Source organism: Chitinolyticbacter albus, assembly GCF_024437655.1.
Classification (GTDB): Bacteria; Pseudomonadota; Gammaproteobacteria; order Burkholderiales; family Chitinibacteraceae; genus Chitinolyticbacter; species Chitinolyticbacter albus.
In genome coordinates, this window is record NZ_JANBVF010000038.1 from 37,648 (window position 1) to 57,226 (window position 19,579).

General features: G+C 63.8%; 17 protein-coding genes and 1 pseudogene. 5 read left to right on the plus strand and 13 right to left on the minus strand.

Annotated elements, in window-relative coordinates; genetic code table 11:
* Positions 1–98 precede the first annotated feature (98 nt).
* The 4 genes from NLI84_RS16505 to NLI84_RS16515 form a co-directional block, all read right to left on the minus strand.
* Positions 99–839: a transporter substrate-binding domain-containing protein gene (locus NLI84_RS16505; protein WP_255991802.1), complete on the minus strand. Its 741-nt coding sequence runs from the start codon at positions 837–839 to the stop codon at positions 99–101.
* Positions 840–936: 97 nt separating this feature from the next.
* Positions 937–1,356 carry a Holliday junction resolvase RuvX gene (ruvX, locus tag NLI84_RS16510; RefSeq protein ID WP_255991804.1) on the minus strand — a complete coding sequence of 140 codons (420 nt, stop codon included), beginning with the start codon at positions 1,354–1,356 and terminating at the stop codon, positions 937–939.
* An 84-nt stretch (positions 1,357–1,440) separates the two neighbouring features.
* A complete protein-coding gene (locus NLI84_RS19275; protein ID WP_373316977.1) occupies positions 1,441–1,911 on the minus strand; it encodes an HNH endonuclease in 471 nt (156 codons plus the stop codon).
* A gap of 200 nt (positions 1,912–2,111) precedes the next feature.
* Positions 2,112–2,669, minus strand: coding sequence for a YqgE/AlgH family protein (locus NLI84_RS16515; RefSeq protein ID WP_255991806.1), 558 nt, complete (start codon positions 2,667–2,669; stop codon positions 2,112–2,114).
* A 137-nt stretch (positions 2,670–2,806) separates the two neighbouring features.
* On the opposite strand from NLI84_RS16515, the gene NLI84_RS16520 reads away from it, so the two are divergent.
* A complete protein-coding gene (locus NLI84_RS16520; protein WP_255991808.1) occupies positions 2,807–4,216 on the plus strand; it encodes a cryptochrome/photolyase family protein in 1,410 nt (469 codons plus the stop codon).
* A gap of 58 nt (positions 4,217–4,274) precedes the next feature.
* Here NLI84_RS16520 and NLI84_RS16525 read toward each other — a convergent pair whose 3' ends face one another.
* A complete protein-coding gene (locus tag NLI84_RS16525) occupies positions 4,275–6,077 on the minus strand; it encodes a hypothetical protein (RefSeq protein WP_255991810.1) in 1,803 nt (600 codons plus the stop codon).
* An 881-nt stretch (positions 6,078–6,958) separates the two neighbouring features.
* Between NLI84_RS16525 and NLI84_RS16530 the strand changes: the two genes are divergently transcribed.
* Positions 6,959–7,114 (plus strand): hypothetical protein, encoded by a 156-nt coding sequence (locus tag NLI84_RS16530; protein WP_255991812.1) that lies wholly within the window; start codon positions 6,959–6,961, stop codon positions 7,112–7,114.
* Between the two features lie 197 nt (positions 7,115–7,311).
* On the opposite strand, the gene fba is transcribed toward NLI84_RS16530, so the two are convergent.
* Both fba and NLI84_RS16540 read right to left on the minus strand, forming a co-directional pair.
* Entirely contained in the window at positions 7,312–8,370 is a 1,059-nt protein-coding gene (fba, locus tag NLI84_RS16535; RefSeq protein WP_255991813.1) for a class II fructose-bisphosphate aldolase, read from the minus strand.
* A gap of 131 nt (positions 8,371–8,501) precedes the next feature.
* On the minus strand, positions 8,502–9,389 hold the full coding sequence (locus NLI84_RS16540) for an SEL1-like repeat protein (protein ID WP_255991814.1): 888 nt from the start codon (positions 9,387–9,389) through the stop codon (positions 8,502–8,504).
* 191 nt (positions 9,390–9,580) lie between these two features.
* Here NLI84_RS16540 and NLI84_RS16545 point away from each other — a divergent pair, with 191 nt between their 5' ends.
* The 3 genes from NLI84_RS16545 (at position 9,581) to NLI84_RS16555 (ending at position 14,560) form a co-directional block, all read left to right on the plus strand.
* Complete coding sequence (locus NLI84_RS16545) at positions 9,581–10,831, plus strand: MFS transporter (protein WP_255991815.1); 1,251 nt, start codon at positions 9,581–9,583, stop codon at positions 10,829–10,831.
* A 75-nt stretch (positions 10,832–10,906) separates the two neighbouring features.
* Positions 10,907–13,129, plus strand: coding sequence for a glycosyl hydrolase family 18 protein (locus NLI84_RS16550; protein WP_255991816.1), 2,223 nt, complete (start codon positions 10,907–10,909; stop codon positions 13,127–13,129).
* 177 nt (positions 13,130–13,306) lie between these two features.
* A complete protein-coding gene (locus NLI84_RS16555) occupies positions 13,307–14,560 on the plus strand; it encodes a carbohydrate-binding protein (RefSeq protein ID WP_255991818.1) in 1,254 nt (417 codons plus the stop codon).
* A gap of 102 nt (positions 14,561–14,662) precedes the next feature.
* Here NLI84_RS16555 and NLI84_RS16560 read toward each other — a convergent pair whose 3' ends face one another.
* From NLI84_RS16560 to NLI84_RS16585, 6 genes and pseudogenes are all read right to left on the minus strand, one after another.
* A complete protein-coding gene (locus NLI84_RS16560) occupies positions 14,663–15,898 on the minus strand; it encodes an EAL domain-containing response regulator (RefSeq protein WP_255991820.1) in 1,236 nt (411 codons plus the stop codon).
* Positions 15,899–15,932: 34 nt separating this feature from the next.
* Complete coding sequence (locus NLI84_RS16565) at positions 15,933–17,090, minus strand: protein-glutamate methylesterase/protein-glutamine glutaminase (RefSeq protein ID WP_255991822.1); 1,158 nt, start codon at positions 17,088–17,090, stop codon at positions 15,933–15,935.
* An 8-nt stretch (positions 17,091–17,098) separates the two neighbouring features.
* Positions 17,099–17,611, minus strand: coding sequence for a chemotaxis protein CheD (locus NLI84_RS16570; protein WP_255991824.1), 513 nt, complete (start codon positions 17,609–17,611; stop codon positions 17,099–17,101).
* Entirely contained in the window at positions 17,608–18,435 is an 828-nt protein-coding gene (locus NLI84_RS16575; protein WP_255991825.1) for a CheR family methyltransferase, read from the minus strand. Before NLI84_RS16575 ends, NLI84_RS16570 begins: the two co-directional genes overlap by 4 nt.
* Positions 18,436–18,444: 9 nt before the next feature.
* Positions 18,445–18,981, minus strand: coding sequence for a chemotaxis protein CheW (locus NLI84_RS16580; RefSeq protein WP_255991826.1), 537 nt, complete (start codon positions 18,979–18,981; stop codon positions 18,445–18,447).
* A 195-nt stretch (positions 18,982–19,176) separates the two neighbouring features.
* Positions 19,177–19,579, minus strand: a pseudogene (locus NLI84_RS16585) (methyl-accepting chemotaxis protein); the annotation flags it as partial.

The window sequence follows — 19,579 nt, forward strand, 5'->3', positions numbered from 1 at the left end:
CGGCGGAACGCCGCCGATCAAAGCCGGCGGCTGGTTGCGATGGCGTGATTTTCGGCGATCCGGCCGGCGCTGACCAGCCCCGCCTGGGTGAGCGCGGCCTATCGGTGCGTGTCAGCAGGCGCCAAGGGTTGCGGCCAGGCCGGATCTGCACGTATGGCGGGCACGGCCTCGGCCAGAAAATGCGTCAATTGCGCATCGGCCGCGTTGCTCAGCAAGAAGCGCTGGTAAGCGCTGTTTCGCGATACCAGGTGAGTAGCCCCCCGCCAGGCAGGCCAGCGATCGGCGAACCACTGCTCGGTGCTATCCGGCATCGTGATCACGTCGACCCGGCCCGCTAGCAGCATATGCGCCAGCGACTGCATGGAAGCGGTATCGAAGCGCGTCAGCCCGCCCGCACGCACGGCGGCGTCGAGTTCGACATAGCGATGCCCCAGTAGGCCGCCAAACCGATATCCCCTGCCTTGTTCGATCTGCGCCTGCGTCAAGGGCAGCGCATCACGCACGACCCACCATTCGATCTCGTCGATCAGCGGCGGGGACCAGGCCAGATGGCGCGCATTGTTGCCTATCCATTGCGGGTTCACCCAGGCCACCACGCCCTCCCAGTTCGCCTTGGCGATCAGCGCATCGACCCGTCGGCGCGGCAACACCGTCAGCTCGAAGTGGTATCGCCCGGCCGCCTCGCGATTCAGGATGCGGATCAGCGCCTCGCTCAAGTCGGGCAAACCCGCAACCAGATAGGGCGGAAAGTCATGGTAAACGTAAAGCGGCACGGTTCTGGGTTCCGAGCGCGCCAGACTCGCCAGTAGCAGTAACAGCAGCACCAACCAGCGTTGCATTGTGCCCCCCAATCCCTTGTATCAGCTTTGCGCCAATACCGCCGGCGGCAGCATTGCTCCGGGGCTGGTGTATGGCTTTTGCAGTACCCGCGTGCGATCAGCCGGTCCGTGCACCGTCGAACCAGGCCTGCAGGATCTGCATCGCCGCCACCTGATCGAGCGCCGGCTTCTGCTTGCGGCCACGCACCCCGGTCTCGTTCAGCGCCTGGCTCGCCGCAGCGGACGAGTAGCGTTCATCGACCAAATCCACCGGCAGGCCAAATCGGCCATTCAAGCGATTGGCAAACTTGCGCGCCAGGCGCGATAACGCATGCTCCTCGCCCGAGGGCGCCAGCGGCAAGCCCACCACCAGCTGCTCCGGCTGCCATTCGGCGATCAATGCGGCGATGCGGGCAAATCGCGCGTCGTTGCCCTCGGCGGCGATGGTTTCCACCGGATGCGGAATGCCCAGCTCGGAACTGCCGACGGCAACGCCGATGCGGGCTTCACCAAAATCAAACGCAAGAATGGAAGGCATGAATTGAGCAATGTAAAACTCGGTGGAGCTTAAAGAGGCTCCAGCCATTTATGCGTTAAACGGAACTCTGTTTTGAATAACACTTCATAGAACGCGCCGGCAATCAAGCCTGCGCTGTGATCGCCAATCAAAGTATTCCTGCGCAGTCTTTCCATGTTTCTCTTTATTGCATTTAAAACAGGCCAACGTAAGGTTTGAAGGCCAGCATGTGCCCCCTCTCGATATGGGTGTCATATGTTCAATCTCACCCCCACCGTTTAATGGCACACCGCAGTAAAAGCAGCAATCACCGAGCTCGGATCTAATTTTAGCAATGTCATCCCCGGAGTAACTGCCAACCGCGTTTGCCTCCTGTATTTTTCTTCGAGAGGCCCGCTCAATCGCCTTTTCTGGCGACTTTTCGTAATGCCGCGCGGTGTTAGCTCGCATGCAGGACCGGCAGACTTGGCGAAAGGTAATTCGACCGGATTTTTGTTTTGTTTGTCCGAAGTACTCCCGGCTTAACGGATAGACTTGGCCACACTTATTGCATTTTTGTAAGTTTGGAGAATCCATGTTCTTTCCGCCGGCGACTTTATACAGGTAGCATTTTCAATGCCTGCAAACTCAGCCCAAATCCACCGGTTCGGCGTCGCGAGCGCTCGCCAGGCGAGGCGCCCGCAGCGCAGACACCGGAATGGGCTGATTGCCCATGAGGATGGCGAGCAGCGCGCAACGCGGCATGGCGTGTGCGCAGCAGCCGAGGCGGTGGATTTTCAGGCGTGGCCGGCATCTTCGGACAGCATCGCCATATCGATCCCCAACAGCTTCAGCGCCGCCTCGTAGCGCTCGGTCGCCGGCAGCGAGAAGATCACCTTGGGGTCGGCTTCGACCGAGATCCAGGCGTTCTGCGCGATCTCGTTTTCCAGCTGCCCCGCCTCCCAGCCGGCATAGCCCAGCGTGACGAAAATCTGCTCCGGGCCCGTGCCCTCGCCGACCGCCAGCAGGATGTCCTTGGACGTGGTGAGCCCCATGTCGTCCGACACTGGCAGCGTCGACTGCCAGTCACCGAGCGGCTGGTGCAGCACGAAGCCACGATCGGTCTGCACCGGACCGCCAAAGCACACCTGCAGCTCGGCCACATCGGGTTGATGCAACTCGACGTCGATCTGCTCGAACAGCGTGGTCAGCGTCATTCCCAGTGGCCGGTTCACGATGATGCCCATCGCACCGCGCTCGTTGTGATCGCAGACAAACGCGAGCGCGCGGGCGAAGATGGGATCGACCAGATTGGGCATGGCGATCAGGAAGTGGCGGGAGAGATTGAGATCCATGCCGGCATTATCGCACATGGCCTTGCCAGCGTCGGTGACAGTACGGCAACAGCGCCACGCCGCCCACCGACCGGCTGGGTGCGCGACGTGGAATAGCAAGCCGCTATCATGGAGGCCCGTTCGCCAAATGGATGACCATGAGCGATATCGCCCTCGTATGGCTGCGGCGCGACCTGCGCCTGTTCGATCACGCCGCGCTCCATCACGCATTGCGCCGCCACGATCGGGTGGTGCCGGTATTCATTTTCGATACCGACCTCCTCGATACCTTGCCGCGTAGCGATCGCCGGGTCGAGTTCAATTGGGAAAGCGTCGCCGAGCTCAAGCGCGCCTTGCAGCAGCGCGGCGCGGACTTGGTCGTGCGCCACGGCAGCGCCCGCGCGCTGCTGCCGCAGCTGGCGAGCGAGTTCTCCGCGGCGGCGATCTATGCCAACCACGACGACGATCCGTTTGCGCGCGAGCGCGATGCTGTGGTCGCCCGCAGCATCGCTGCGCAGGGCCGCGCGCTCAACAGCTTCAAGGACCATGTGATTTTCGAGCGCGATGAAGTGCTCACACAGGCGGGTGGCATGTACAGCGTGTTCACACCGTACAAGCGCGCCTGGCTGGCTCAGCTGAATGATTTCTACCTCAAGAGTTACCCGGTCGCACGCTACGCCGACCATTACGCGCAGCTGCCGTGCGAGCCAATGCCAACGCTGGAAGCGCTGGGCTTCGTGCGCAGCAATCTCGCCACGCTCAGGCTGCCGACCGGCATGGCGGGTGGCGAAGCGCTGTTCGCCGATTTCCAGGAGCGGATAGAGCGCTACCACGAGGCGCGCGACTACCCGGCGGTGAAGGGTCCGTCCTACCTCTCCACCCACCTGCGCTTCGGCACCGTGTCGATTCGCGAGCTGGCGCGCTTTGCCTGGCAGCACGGTGGCGCGGGTGCGCAAACCTGGCTGGCTGAATTGTGCTGGCGCGATTTCTACCATCAGATCCTGTATCACCGACCGGACGTGGTGGCGCACGCCTTCAAGCCGGAATACGACGCGCTGCCCTTCCCCAACCGCGAGGACTGGTTTGCCGCATGGTGCGAAGGCCGCACCGGATATCCCATCGTCGACGCCGCGATGCGCCAGCTTAACCAGACCGGCTACATGCATAACCGGCTGCGCATGCTCGCCGCGTCCTTCCTGGTGAAGGACCTGCTGATCGACTGGCGCTGGGGCGAGCGCTACTTTGCAACGCAATTGCTCGACTTCGATCTCGCCGCCAACAACGGCGGCTGGCAATGGGCTGCCAGCACCGGTTGTGATGCTCAGCCCTATTTCCGCATCTTCAACCCGGTCACCCAATCCGAACGGTTCGATGCCGAAGCGCGCTTTATCAAGCGCTACTGCCCAGAACTGGCCGCGCTGCCGGCCAAGCTCGCGCACGCGCCATGGCGTGCCAGGCCGATCGACCTGGCTGCTGCCGGCGTCGTGCTCGGTCGCGACTACCCCGAGCCCATCGTCGATCACGCGGTGCAGCGCGAACTGGCACTGGCACTGTTCCAGCGCCCATGAAAAAAACCGACCCCGAGGGGTCGGTTTTTCAAGCTGCGACAGCGACTACTGCTGCAATTTACTGCACGTTCTTGGTGACGGTGTACACCGCCAGCACATTGCGCAAACTCTCGTCCATGTAGTCGAGTCTGATCTGTGCCCAATTGACGGTCTCTCCTGATGGCACCGCAGCCAGCTCGAAGGTTTCCGAGAACGTAGCCGGCGAGTCATAACGCCAGATATCGACCTCCTCCGAGGAATCGCCAGTGGTCCAGTAGTTGGCAGCCACGCCAAAGGCATAGCCGGTTGGGAAGGTTGCCTGGATCGCAACCGGGCCGCCGTTGTATTGGCCAGTTTCGGTTCTTGTCGGCTTCACCAGCACCGGGAAGGCGAGGTTGGCCAGCTCGCCATTGGTGTGCGGGCGACGCAGGATCACCCGAGTCTGCTTGGTCGTGGTCGTGGTGATGTTCAGCTTCTGACCGCCAGCAGTGTAGAACTCGAAGTCATAACTGCTGTTGTCCGGAATACTGTTGATAGCCACATCGTTCATCACATACTGCTTGAGGCACGAACCTTGCGGGCCATCGGCTAGGCAGAATTCCCCGCCGAGCTGCGGTACGTTGTAGCGCACGCCGGCATCGGGCAGGCCCGGGCCTTTCACCAAGGCATAGCTGACAACGCCATTGTTGTTGCCTGCGTTCTCGTCCTCGATCCAGAACTCCAGACCAGTGGTGTAGGTGATTTCGCCGTTGTGATCGTTGCGCAGCGCCAGCGGATACGCCTCCGCCACGAAGCGAGCGCGGTTGCCCATCGCCAGCCAGCGCGTCGTGCCATTCTCGGTCACCTTCTTGAAGCGCCAGCCGGTTTCGATGCCGTCGAGCTTGCCATCCTTGTTAAGGACGGTGAAGCCCACGCGGGCGATCGTGCCGTCCTGCGTTTCCTGCGCCGGACTTTCCAGCGTAACGCCGGTGAACTGGATGCCCACGTTGTTGGGATCAGTAGTCGCATCGGCGAGGAAGTTATCCCGGCTCTGGTCCTCCTGGAGGAAGTCCACATCGAGCAGCGGTTCGACCTCGGCACTCGTCGGCAGGCCGTTGGCGAACTTGGCGGTGAATGCTTTCAGTGCCGCCTCTATGCCCTGCAGATCGCCGACCACCGCCCTGATGTCACCCGGATCCGGCAACTTGGTCGCGTCGGCCTTGGACTTCAGATCGTCGGTGATCGCAGTATTGGTCAAGAGGTTGGTGATGGTTGCCTGCTGCGTCACCGGATCGACCGTCACGCGCAGCACGTCGAGCGCGGCGTCCAGCCCCGAGTGGTCGGTGGCGAAACTGGTGCGCAACAGATCGATGGTGCTCTCGATGCCAAGGCCGGTCAGCACGTCCTGCAGCCGCGCCTTGAGCGCATTCGACTGCTCGGTGAGTTCGGTCGCGGTCAGGCTGGCGAAGTTGGGGTTGTCGAAGAAATTGCTCGCCAGATCGCCGGCGATATTGGCGATGATCAGGTCGGTCAGCGGGGTGACGTTGATGGTGCCACCAACGTCGGCCGCGGTCGCGGCGGAATGGACCACGTAACGGCGCCCGCCGACCACGCCTTCGGCGCGGAACACGAATGGCGCGGTGAGGCCAGTCACATCGACGCTATAACCACCGTCGGCCCCGATGGGCACGCTGCGCGTCACGCCATTGGCGTCCTTCACGGTGACGGTTCCCGCTAGCGGCGCCCCGGCCGCGGCCACGCCGCTAATTGCCGCCGAAGGCGCGGGTGTCGGTGTCGGTGTCATTGCCGCGTCGTCATCCCCGCCGCCCGAACCTCCGCCACAAGCGCTCAACAGCAATCCCGTGCCTATCGCGAGCAAGGCGGTTTTTACGGCTTTATGCATGTTCTATCCCCGATGATTTGCACTGTACAAACTGCGGCATTAAAAATGCCACACGCCTAACTTCTGTCAAAATAAGTAAAAAACATATTATATTGTCATGACGAAAATACAATTATTCTCCGCTATAGAATACAACAACCTCATGATTTATATATCAATAAAACAAAAATACAACAATCCGCATCGTTGTCGAAAAAAGTAAGTTTTAACAAGGGGTTCATAACAAATAATTGCGACTTCGCTTTAATCTTTCCAACATGCCGCACTGATGTGCAGTCTTGGAGCGCCGGTCGGATTCGTCCTGGGGCAGGACTGGCGCGTCGCAGCGGGCATCGCTGTGCGTGCCGGCCTGCTTCGGATATCAGCGCTGATGAAGTGGGCCCTGCGCGCGCAGGCGCTGATAGGCCGCCGCCCATGCACAGCCGCAGGACACCAGCCCGGTGGATGCTCAGTGCGCCAAGCCGAGCGCCGCCGCCTGGCAGCAGTGGCACCGCCTGCGCCTGGATCCCGAGTCGGAAAGCCGGTGTTCATCCGGGCATGCGCCATGGCGCCACGGGCAACGCTGCACACCCGTGATACACGCGCTCTCGCCCGCCCTCCTGCCTATCTCTTCACCGACCCACGCAACCGCCCTGTCGGCAGAGAACGACAGGAATTTTCCTTTTCTTTCAAAGTGATGGCGTTGCAAGCCAAATAAGCGTCGCCTATCGGCGACAAGCCAACACAAAAATTGACACACACGCTCAGCTACGATTCATCACCAAATCAACAAGCCATTGATAAAGAACAATTTTTAAAAGCTGGCACGAACTTTGTTATTACCCCTCTCGTGGCCCCAGTCGGCGCCATGCAACATCTGCAAAATACGGAGCTTTATAAAAATGCAAATCCGCACCTTGATCGCCAAGTTCGCCGCCCTCTTCGCTCTCTCCGTCTTCTCGATCGCCGCAGTGCACGCTGCCGACGCACCGAAGGCCGACGCACCGAAAGCCGACGAAGCCAGCACGCCGAAGGCCGAGCAACAGAAGGCCGAGTAACCCGGCCTCGCCGACTGGCCGGCCACGCTGTTCACCTTGATGCAGCGTCGCCCGGTCAGCCCGTCGGCACCGAGCCCGCTATACCCGGCACCGTACCCCGCCCCCTGATTGCGGTGCCGGGTGGGCTCTTCAAGAAAAAACCCGCGCTTTGCGCGGGTTTTTTCTTGCTTGGCGAGCAGCGGTTCGCTCGCGATGGCTTAGGCTGCGGCGCGGTCGTGCCGGTAATAACGGCGCGCGAGGCGCCACAACGGCTCTGGCCAGATGCGGCTGCCCTGCCCCGCCGCGCCAAATGCCTCAAAGCGTTCTATGCAGACGGCGCGCATCGCGGCGATGCCCTCCTTCAGATACTGGCGCGGGTCGAAATCGGCCGGCTGTTCGGCGAAATGACGCCGGATCGCGCCCGTCATCGCCAGCCGCAGGTCGGTATCGATATTGATCTTGCGCACGCCGTAGCGAATGGCGCGCTGGATGTCCTCCACCGGCACCCCCCAGGTCGGCTTGAGCTCGCCACCGAAACGGCGCACTTCCTCGAGCAGCGCCTGCGGTACGCTGGAGCTGCCATGCAGCACCAGGTGGGTATCGGGTATCGCCTCATGGATTTCGCGTACCCGGTCGATCGCCAGCACCTCGCCACTCGGTGGGCGGCTGAACTTGTAGGCGCCGTGACTGGTGCCGATGGCGATGGCGAGCGCATCGACCCCGGTCGCATCGACAAAGCGCCGCGCCTCCTCCGGATCGGTGAGCAGCTCATCCCGACTGAGCACCCGCTCGGCGCCGACCCCATCCTCCGCTTCGCCCTGCCCGGTTTCCAGGCTGCCCAGGCACCCGAGCTCACCCTCGACCGATACGCCGCGCTCGTGCGCCAGGCGCACCACGTCGCGGGTGACGGCGACGTTGTAATCGAAGTCGGCGGGTGTCTTGCCATCGCACCTGAGCGAGCCATCCATCATCACGCTGGTGAACCCGAGTTCGATCGCAGTGGCACAGACCGCCGGGCTGGTGCCGTGATCCTGATGCATCACGATGGCCAGCTGCGGGTAGCTTTCCACCGCCGCCTGGATCAGGTGCTTGATAAAGGCTTCGCCGGCATATTTACGGGCACCGGCGCTGGCCTGCAGGATCACCGGGCTGTCGCTCACTTCCGCAGCCTGCAGGATGGCCTGGATCTGTTCCAGATTGTTGACATTGAACGCAGGCACACCATAACCGGTTTCGGCGGCATGATCGAGTACCTGGCGCAGACTGACGAGAGGCATGGCAAGACTCCTTATGTTGCATCGCAACACCAATGTAGTCCTGCCATAACCCACTACGAATCGGGGTTTTCAGCGTTGGGGAAAGTACTGAAACCAGTTTGCGCTGCATTGCAAAACCAATTGCGAACCTGCTATTTCGCTGCCGGCTTCGCCAAGCTTGCCTTCGCGCCGCCCAGACCGTCGGCCTGGAAGGCGATGGTCACCGGGAACGACTTGCCGCAGGCACCGAAGGTCCAGACCTCGCGCCAGCGCCCGGCCAGCAGCGTGTAGTTCACTGGTTTTCCCACTTGCAACACCAGATAGTCGGCGCCGTCCACCGCGCCATCCAGCCCAGTGGCGATGATCCTGGCGTTTTCATCCTTGCAATCGACCGCCGTCTGCTGGCGCTGGATTTCAGCCTCGATATCCAAGTTCTGCAGTGCTTCGCGCCGCTGGCGCAACGAGGCGATGCTCTCACCCAGCCGCACTGCCGCCGCCCATTCGGGCTTGCCGCCCTGTTCGAACCAGGTGGCGCGCTCGGCGCTGGGCACGCCCGACACCAGATTGCCAAGCTCGGTGGCGACGATATGCACCGCGCGATCGAGCCCCTGCTGTGCGGCCTTGTAATTCCACTCGGCCGCCTCACGCTCCAGCGGGCGCTCCTTAGCCGGCTTGGCCGCCTGCGCCGCGAGCTTGGCCCGATCGAGCTGGCTATCCGCGTCCTTGAGCTGCTCGGCCGATTGCCCCATCAGGCTGCCGGCGAGCAGGAACTGCGCCTCGACCACGCCGCGTTCGGCCAACGGCCGCAATACCAGTTCGGCCGCTTTGGGGTTGCGCTCGACCCCCAGCCCCTGCAGATACAACTGCGCCAGCACCATGCGGGTGTAGTCGCTGGCGCTGTCGTCGGCCACATCGGTCTTGGCGGTGGCAAAGGCCAGCTCATAGTTGCGCTTGGCAATGGCGCTCTCGACCAGCGACTCGCTGGCGCAGGCACCCGCCATGCAGGCCAGCAAGACGCCAGCCAGGGTGATTCGTTTCATGACTCGTCCATCCTTGATCAACGCCGCGCTTCAGCGTCGCGGCTGTGCGGCGATCTTACCGCAGCCCGCCTCCCCCGCGCTGCCCCGGCATGCAGACGGGCCGGGCCGGTCGGGTATTTCTACCTTTGCCCAAATTGTCCTAGCGCCAGGTGCGTCTCGCCGCCCCGGAACGAGCCGCATAACATGCTTACATGTCCGCTTCCGCCCACTTAAGCGCCCCCGTTCACGACGTGACCGCCGCCCCGCTGCTGCGCAACCGCAATTTTCTCCTGATCTGGCTGGCCAGCATCATCTGCAATCTTGCGCTCGCCATCGCCATGCTGGCCGAGACCTGGTACGTGGTGAAAACGCTGGGCGTCAAAGAGGACCTCGGTTTCGTGATGATCGCGGGCTCCGTGCCACGCATCGCGCTGATGGCCGTCGGCGGCGTGATCGCCGACCGCATGAAACGCGGTCGCATCATCGCAGTATCGATGAGCGTGCGGGTGGTGCTGCTGTTCGCGCTGGTCGCCTTGCTGGCGCTGGGCGACCTGAATATCTGGGTGCTGACCGGTTTCGCCTTTCTCTACGGCGCGCTCGATGCCTTCTTCTGGCCGGCGCGCGACGCGGTGCTGCCCGGCATCGTGCGCGACAGCGACCTGACCCGCGCCAATTCCATCATGTTGACCACCAACCAGATCGGCCTGGTGTTCGGTCCGGTACTGGGCGGCATCCTGCTGGCGCTCTTGCCTTACGAGGCCGTGTTCTCGCTCACCGGCGTACTGCTGGCCATCGGCGCCGCATGCGTCGCCTTCCTCAAGGAGCCCGAGGTGGTGCGCCGGCGCGGTGAGAGCCGCATGCTCATGGAACTGAAGGAGGGCGTGAAGTACGCGCTGGCGAGCCCGGTGCTGCGCTCGCTGATGATCATTTACGCCATCGCCAACCTGCTGTTCATGGGCCCGCTGGGCCTGGGCATTCCCATCGTCGTCACCGACAACCTCGCCGGCGAGGCCAGTACGCTGTCCTTCCTGCAAAGCGCATTCGCCGTTGGCATGGTCACCGGTGGCACGCTGCTCACCGTGTACCCGCCGATGAAGAAACGGCTGTTGATGATCGCGCTGGTGATCGCGCTGGAGGGGGTGGTACTGGGCCTGCAGGGCCACACCCACTGGACGCCGCTGGCGATGGGGCTGCAGTTCCTCTTGGGCCTCGGGGTCGCCGCCAACAACGTGCCGATGATGTCGCTGATCCAGCACTACACCGACCGCGACAAGATCGGCCGGGTGATGAGCCTCAACACCATGGCGTCGATGGGCCTGTCGCCAATTTCCTATGCCATGGTCACCGCGCTGCTGTCGCTGCATGTGGGCATAGGCTGGATCATGCCGGTGTTCGGCCTGACCATGGCCGTGCTGGTGCTGGCGATGGCAGTGCGTATCCCGACCATCCGTCACACCGACTAGGCCGCGTACTCCGCCCATCCGCCGTAGGCGTAAGGTGGCGACTACAATCGGACGCCACCCAACTGCTGATCCGGGATGGCCATGGTGTACCGGCTGCTGCTGCTGTTTTGTCTGATCTGCTCCACCGCGCTTGCCGCGCCACAGCGGCTGGTCGCCTATTTCCCTTTCTGGGCCAGCTACAGCCATGGCGCCGCGCTCAGCGATGCGCCGGTCGAAGCGCTCACCCACCTCGTCTACGCCTTTGGCAAACTGCAGGCCGATGGCACGCTGCAGCCCGGCGATTTCTTCGCCGACCAGGTGCGCATTCGCATCGGCGCGGACAAGCAGCTCTATCGCGGCAACTACGGGCTGATCCCGCTGGTCAAGCAGCGCAACCCGCGATTGAAGGTACTGTTGTCGGTCGGCGGCTGGAACTGGTCTCTGCATTTCTCCGACGTGGCCGCCGATCCGGTCAAGCGCCAGCGTTTCATCGGCAGCGCGCTCGACCTGGCCCGCCGCCATGGCTTTGACGGTTTCGAGCTCGACTGGCGCTTTCCTGTCGTTGGTGGGCATCCGCAAGCCGGCAAGCGGGCAGACGATTTCAGCAACTTCCAGCGGCTGCTGCGCGAGATGCGCGCCGCCTGCCAGGCACGGCGCCAGGCCTGCGAGCTGGCGCTGACCGCCAGCCCTGGGCCTGAGGCGGTGCCCGCTGGCGATTGGGTGGCACTGACACGCGACGCCGATTTCATCTCACTGATCGGCACCGATTTTCGCGGCAGCTGGAGCGGCGAAACCGGGCATAAATCCCCCCTGTTTGCGCCCACCGGGCAGCCTTCGATTGCCGCCGGCATCGCCCGGTTGCGGCAGCTCGGCGTGCCCGCCGAAAAACTGGTGCTGATGCTGCCGGCGCAGGCCAGCAGCTGGCAGGGCGCGCCGGCGATCAACCATGGCCTGGGCCAGCCCCACAAGGGCTCGCCGTGGGGGACCTGGGACAACGAGAAGACGGGGCCGTCCGGCATTTTTACCTACCGCGAAGTACTCGGCATGCGCGCCGACCCCGCTTTTATCGAACACTGGGACGACGTCGCACAGGCGCACACGCTCTACCGCGCGCGTGACGGCCTCTTGCTGTCGTACGAGAGCGAACGCTCGCTGGCCGGGAAACTCGCCTGGGCCGACGATCAGAATCTCGGCGGCATCGCGCTATGGGAAGTGAGCAGCGATCTGCCAGGCCTTGACGGGCTGACCGGCCAGGTATTCCGCCACCAGCATCCCTGGCGCGCCGCGGGGTGGGATATCCGCGCGCGGCTCAGCAATGGCCAAGCCTGGCTGACGCTGGCGCTATACACGCTGCTGGGGTTGATGCTGCTGCTCGCATGGCGCGCCTATCGCGAACGGCGACGGATGCGGCGCGAAGAGGCGGCCTGCGCCGAAGTGCTGGTCGGCACGCTGATCACGCTACCCGACGAGCTGCGTATGGCCGCGCATATGGCGCAGCGGCTGCGCGCACGCGCCGTGCTGCCGCCCCCGGCGCAGCGTCAGCTCGCGCGTCTGGCCGACGAGAGCATGGGGCTGTGCCGCCAGCTGCTGCCGCTGGCGCACAGCGTAGCTGGCCGCCGCACCGCCAGCGACGACCTGCTGCAGCTGCAGAAGCTCTCTACCGAACTCGCTGGCGAGCGCAGCCTGGAGCGGATGCTGGAAGCGCTGCTGCGCTATCTGTCCGACGACGACCGCGTGGCCGCCGCCGAGCTGATGGAGCCCGAGGAGACCGACGCCATTGCCGGCGACGACGTGCTTACGCTATCGGCCACCCGGCAGGAGGCGCTGGTACGCCATGCCACGCTGGCCGACTACCACGTGGCCTTGCGTTTCCATACCCCGCTGACCGATACCGAGGAAATCTACTTCCGCAGCCTGGCCAGCCAGGTCGTGCTGATCCGCAGCCAGCTGCAAACGCTGGCGCGCCAGCCACAGCTGCTTTCCGAGCTCTATGAGGTGGCGAGCCGGCGCGAGCGGCTGCTGTTCATCCGCGCCGATCGCGGCTATAGCGGCATCCATGCCACCGATCTGGCCAGCCCCGTCCATATCACGCTGCGGCTGCGCGCGTTGCGGCTCTATTTCGACGAAACCCTGCTGCTGCAGGTACACCGCTCCTACCTGGTGCGGCCCGATGCCGTGGATGGCGCACAGCGCGCACGCGGCGGCGGCATGGAATTGCTGGTCGGCCCGCACCACATTCCGATCGCCCGGCCTTATCTGGCCGGCCTCAAGCAGCGCTTCCCACACTGGTTCACGCTGCAATCGGCCTGCAATTCGTGAAATCTGCCACAGCGCCCCACTCAGGAATACCCATAAAAATCATCGAATTAACATAAAACATCCGGTCATTCGTGAAGTCCGGGTGCGCCCCCCCTTCCCCACCGTCGATGACATCGCCATAGTGAGCCGCGCAGCCGCACAGAACGGTCTGCACAGACAAACAGGATGGAGAAGACAATGACCAAGATGGTAACGATGGGGCTGATCGCCGCCCTGCTCGGCGGGGCCGCCAGTGCGGCGGCGCTGCCGCAATGGCAGGACGGCGGTCAATATGGTGTCGGCAACGTGGTGCAGTATCAGGGCCAGCGCTACCAGACGCTGCAGGCGCATACCGCGTGGACCGGCGCGGGTTGGAACCCGGTCGACGCAGTCTCGCTCTGGCAGCGGCTGGGCAGCTGCGTCACCAGCACCGGCGACCTGTGCAACCCGCCTGTCGTCGCCAGCGTCGCGCCGACCACCTGGGCCGGTGGTGCCAAGGGCGCTTACAGCCTGGTGCACGACGACCTGTGCGCCTACATCACCGACGGCCAGATCCACCACGCGGCGCCCGAACTGAACCAGCGCGGGCTGCGCGCCGCCTTCGGCGTCATCAGTGCCAACTGCGCGCCGTACCACTGGCAAGCCGCCAAGCGCTTCATCGCCGACGGCCACGAGGTGTTCAGCCACAGCCGCAACCATGTGAACAGCAACACCGCGGGCTGGAACAACGCGGCGGAAATCGCCGGCTCGGCGACCGATATCGCCACCAAGCTCGACGGCTATACGCCAAGCTTCTTCGCCTGGCCGTCGGACGTCACGCCCGATGCGCCGCTGGCCTACCTGAAGTCGCAGCCGGGTTATCTAGGTGGGCGCGCAGCCAGCCGCGTCGACGAGAACGGCAATATCCAGTACGGCACGGCAGCGGGCGTGAACGCCGCCAACTTCGCCGACCCCTATGCAATCAAGTGGGATCTGTTTACCCAGTCGGGCATCTGGTCGCTGTATCCGCAGGGTAGCGAAATCCTCAACCTGCACGTCGATGCCGCGATTGCCCAGGGCGGCTGGTCGCTGCGCACCGCGCACGGCGTGGCCGATAGCTCGTGGGAAACCATTCCGCTCACCCGTTACACCGCCCACCTCGACTACGTGAAGAGCAAGGTCGATGCCGGCGAGCTGTGGATGGCGCCGCCATCCGATGTGATCCGCTACCGCTTTGCCCGCGACGCCTGCGCGCCGACGGAGGTGGGCGGCGACACGCTGCGCTTCGCGCAAACCGCCGACTGCAGCCGCTACGCCACGGTGCTGACGCTGGAATTCACCAGCGACAAGCCCGCCGTGACGGCCAGCGCCAGTCAGGGCGGCGTCACCTTGCCGGTGCAGACGTTGGCACCGGGCCGCTACCGCGTGAGTGCAGAAACCAGCAAGGGCGATGTAACGCTGCACCTGAACTGAGCCTTGGCATGACAAAACGCCCCGTCTTGACGGGGCGTTTTCGTGGGCGCTCCCGGCAGCCCGCCGCGCGGGCGCACGCCGGTGTCGAAGGATTGCCGTTGCTTAGGGCTTGCTCGGCATGCGGCCTTCGCGCAAGGCGCGCAAGTGCTGCGTATGCCGGCGCAGCCAGATCGGCAATTCGTCGCCGGACATGGCCTTGGCAATCAAATAGCCCTGACCCAGCGTGCAGCCGAAATCCTGCAGCAGCCTCCAATCCTCAATGGTTTCCACTCCTTCGGCCACCGTGACGAGGCTGAGGCGATTGGCCATGTCGAGCGCAGACTGCAGGATCACACGCAAGTGGTGACGATCGGCCGCGCCGTGGACGAAGGAGCGGTCGATCTTGAGCTCGGTGAAGGGAATGCGGACCAGTTGCTGCATCGACGAAAAGCCGGTGCCGTAATCATCGATCGACAGGCCAAAACCTTTGAGCCGCAATCGCGCCAGTATGCCGAGCGCAGCGCCCAGATTGGCGACCAGCGAGCTTTCGGTGATCTCCCACACCACCTGGTCGGACCCGAGCGCATGATGTTCCAGCAACTCGGCCGCCTCGCCGACGAAGTCCGGGGAGTCGAGCAGCACCGGCGACAGGTTGATCGCCACCGAGAGCCGCAAGCCGTGCTTGTTCCAGCGCGCAATCTGCCCACACGCCTGTCCGGCGATCTTCATCGTCAGCGCATGGATCAGGCCATGCTGTTCGGCCACGGGAATGAAACGATCCGGCGGAATCATGCTGCCATCGGCGAGCGGCCAGCGCGCCAGCGCTTCGACGCCCTTGATCACTCCGGTGCGGACATCGACCTTGGGCTGGTAGTGCGCCACGATCTGGTCTTGCTCCAGCGCAGCCTGCAGCTGGGCCACGCCGAATTCGGCCTCTTTGCGACGCGGCCCGGCGGCGGTGGCGGCGGGGCCGCCGTAGCGCTGCAAGGCGGCCGCGAGCTGCGGTAGATTGAGCGGCTTTTGCAGCGCGGCGAGCACCTGCATGCCCAGCGCCCGCACCATGGTCTCGACCGAGCTGATCAGGGCGCTCTCGCGGCTGGACGCCACGATCAGCGGCACGTGCAGATTGCGCTGCGCCAACAGCTGGATCAACTCGACGCCGTCCATACCCGGCATTTCCAGATCGATCACCAGCACGCGGGGAGGAAACGGTAGGTGCGCCAGCGTTTCCAGCGCCTCGACGCCGTTGGCGGCTTCGTAGATGCAGCCCAGCCCCAGCTCGCGGCACAGGGCGACGGAATGCTGTCTTTGCACGGCACTGTCGTCGACGATCAGGATCGAATCGATTTGCTGGGTCAATGGATGAATATCAGATTGCATATTGTGTGTAGTCTCACCGCGCAAGGCGCTCTATCACGGCAGCAATACGCTCCAGCGGCAGCACGTCGCTGACGCCGCCCAGCTGTATCGCCTCCTTGGGCATGCCGAATACCACGCAGCTGGCTTCGTCCTGAGCATAGGTCGTGGCCCCGGTGTCATGCAGCTCCTTGAGCCCGCGCGCGCCGTCGTCACCCATGCCGGTCATGATGATCCCGATGGCGTTACGCCCGGCCGCCTTGGCCACCGAACGGAACAGCACATCCACCGAGGGCCGGTGCCGGCTGACCAGCGGACCATCCGCCACCTCGACGTAATATTGCGCGCCGCTGCGTTTCACCATCATGTGCTTGCCACCGGGTGCGATCAGCGCGGTGCCGGCGGCTACCCGGTCGCCGTGCTTGGCCTCGCGTACCTCGATCCTGGACAGGCTGTTGAGCCGCGCGGCAAAGCTCTGGGTGAATTTCTCCGGCATGTGCTGCACCACGACGATGCCGGGACTCGTGGCCGGCAGCGCGGTCAGTACCGCTTCCAGCGCCTGCGTGCCACCGGTGGAGGTGCCGAGCGCCACCAGCTTGTCCGTGGTCGGCAGGTGCTGGTTGCCGCTGGGCGCGTTGAGCATCGCATCGGCGCTGAGCTTGCTGCCCATCCGCTCGTGGTCGAGATCGACCGCTTCGCGACGCGGCGCGGTCGTTCTACCCGGCCCGGCTATCGTCGGTGGTGGCGCGTGCGCGCTGCCGCTGCCGCTGCCGCTGCCGGTGACCCCGGGATTGAGCCGCAGCCGCGATACCTTGGCCAGCGACGCGGCACGGATCGCCGACACCAGATCGGCCGAGGCATCCTGCAGGAAATCCTTGAGGCCGATGGTGGGCTTGGTGATGATGCCGAGCGCGCCGGCCGCCAGCGCCTGCATGGTCACATCGGCGCCGCGTTCGGTCAGCGTCGAGCAGATCACCACCGCGGTCGGGCGGATCGTCATCAACTGCTTCATGAAGGTGATGCCGTCCATGCGCGGCATCTCGATGTCGAGCACGATCACGTCCGGCCAGTTGTTCTTCATCTTCTGCATGGCGAAGATGGGATCGGACGCGGTGGCGATCACGTCGATATCGCGATGCCTGGCCAGCACCTCCTGCATGACCTGCCGCACCACCGATGAATCATCGACGATCATGACCTTGATCATCCGCTCAGCCCCGCCTGGATTTTCTGGAGCGCCGAGGTCGGCATCGTCCCGCCGTAACGCACCCATACATCTCCGCGTCCGACATCGACGCGCAGATAGCGATAGCCACTGCCGCCCAGGTCGCTGCACACGAGCTTCATGCCCGCCTGCTTCAACAGGCGTCGCGCATAGCGGGCGTTGCCCTCGCCCACGCTCTCCTGCACCGTCTGGGTATCGAAAACCCGGGCGCCGCCAAATAGCTTGGCTTCGAATTCGTCGGGGTCATGGCCATTGCGGCGCAGTTGCGCCATCAGCAGGCGGAATGCATCTTCGCCATAGCGGCCATCGAGCGTCCAAACGCCCTTGGGCACGACGATGCGCTCGGGCAGCAGGAAATGGCATACCCCGGCCACCGCGCGTTCGCGATGGCGCAGCACGATGGCGACGCAGGAACCCAGCAGCGTTTCAACCAGGACTTCGCCACTGCCGAAGTAGAGCTCGCCGGGGTTGAGGAAAACGCGCCGGCTCATGGCGGCTTCCGATAGATCGACGGCGCGATGGTTTCGAGCTCGAGCGGCATGCCATGCAGCGATTCGGAATGCCCGACAAAGAGATAGCCGCCGGGGCGCAGATGCCGGGTCACCGCCTTCACCACCTCGATCTTGGTCGGTGCGTCGAAATAGATGATCACGTTGCGCAGGAACACCGCGTCGAACGGCCCCAGCCGTGCCGGCAGCGCCGTCAGGTTGAGCTGGTTGAATGTCACTCGTTCGCGCAGCGCGCGGCTGACCAGCAATTGCCCGGTGTACTCGCCCTGCCCGCGCAGGCAGTAGCGCTTGAGATATTCAGGCGGCACCTGCTCGCAACGCACCATGGGATAGAGCGCGCGCCGCGCCTTGGCGAGGATGCGCTGGCTGATGTCCGAGCCGAAGATGCTCCATGGCGATTCGCCAAGCACGTCGTCGAGCAGCATGGCGATGCTGTACGCCTCCTCGCCACTGGAGCTCGCCGCGCTCCACACGTTGAAGGGCCGCGCGTGCGCGTGACGCGGCAACACCTGGCTGCGCAGGAAATCGAAGTGCTTCTTCTCGCGAAAGAAGTAGGTTTCGTTGGTGGTGATCAGATCGATCGCGCGCTGGCGTTCCGCCTGCGCCTCGGCATGATCGCCCACGATCAGCCGGTGATAGTCGCGGAAACTGTCCAGCTCCAGCTCGCCAATACGCTTGGCCAGCCGGCTCGCCAGCAACGCCTTCTTCTCGCGCGACAAATGCAGGCCGATATGCTGCTTGAACAGCCCCTGAAACAGCCTGAGCTCTTCGTCGGTCAACACGGAAGGCGCTTGCGTCACGACCACGATCGTCTCCTACTCCTGCGCCTCTTGCTCGCCGGCCGTTACACCGATCAGCGTGGCTAGTTCATCCACCGATAGCACCTGGTGGATATCGAGTGCGATGACGAAACGCTCATTCAGATTGATCATGCCCTCGATGAACTCGGCACGTATCTTCGCGCCGAAGGACGGCCTGGGCTCGATCTGCCCGGGCTCGACGTTGAGCACCTCGTTCACCGCGTCGACCAGCACGCCCAGCAGCAGCGCCTGACCCTCCTGCTCGATTTCAAGGATGACGATGCAGGTGCGACGGGCGATCTCGGTACGCTCGCGGCCAAAGCGCACCGCCAGATCGATCACCGGCACCACCGCGCCGCGCACATTGATCACGCCGCGCAGAAAGTGCGGCATCAGCGGAATTTCGGTGAGCCCGGCGAACTCGATGATTTCGCGTATCTGTTCGATCGGCATGGCAAAGGTCTCGCCTGTCAGCGAGAACGTCAGGTACTGCCGCGTGGCACTCCGTTCAGCGAGGGCGGTATTGCCAGCGTTGGTGGGATAGTTGGCCATGAAGTCTCTCTTAGAGCCTGTCCAGGGTCCGGGCAGCGCTTGCGCCACTGCGCCGATTAGAATCGGGGAAAACACTATTTCATCGACCGCCTGCTACGTCCCGTCAACCCGCAGACGCCAGGCGTCAGCGTAGCGACGCATTGCCAGGCTGACTGCGTCATGGCGGTATCGATGCCACATGTACAGTCCGCCCGCTCAGAACCGCGCGAACGAGCTCTCGTCGATCCCCTCGTCCTCGCTATGCAAACGCCGCGATGCCGCAGCAGCCGGCTTGGTCTTGCGTGACCGCCCTCCACTCCCTGCCGTGCTGCCGGCAATACGGAAGAAGCCAATCATTTCCTGCAGCTGGATCGCCTGCGCGCTCATTTCCTCGGCCGTCGAGCTCAGCTCTTCCGACGCCGACGCGTTCATCTGCGTGGTCTGCGCCAGCTGGTTCACCGCGGTGTTGATCTGCTCGAGGCCCATGGTCTGCTCGCGGCTGGCGGCCGTGATCTCCTGCACCAGATCGGCCGTCTTGCGGATCGAGGGCACCATCTGATCGAACAGGCCACCGGCACGCTCGGCCATGGTCACGCTGTCGCCCGCCACCGCGCTGATC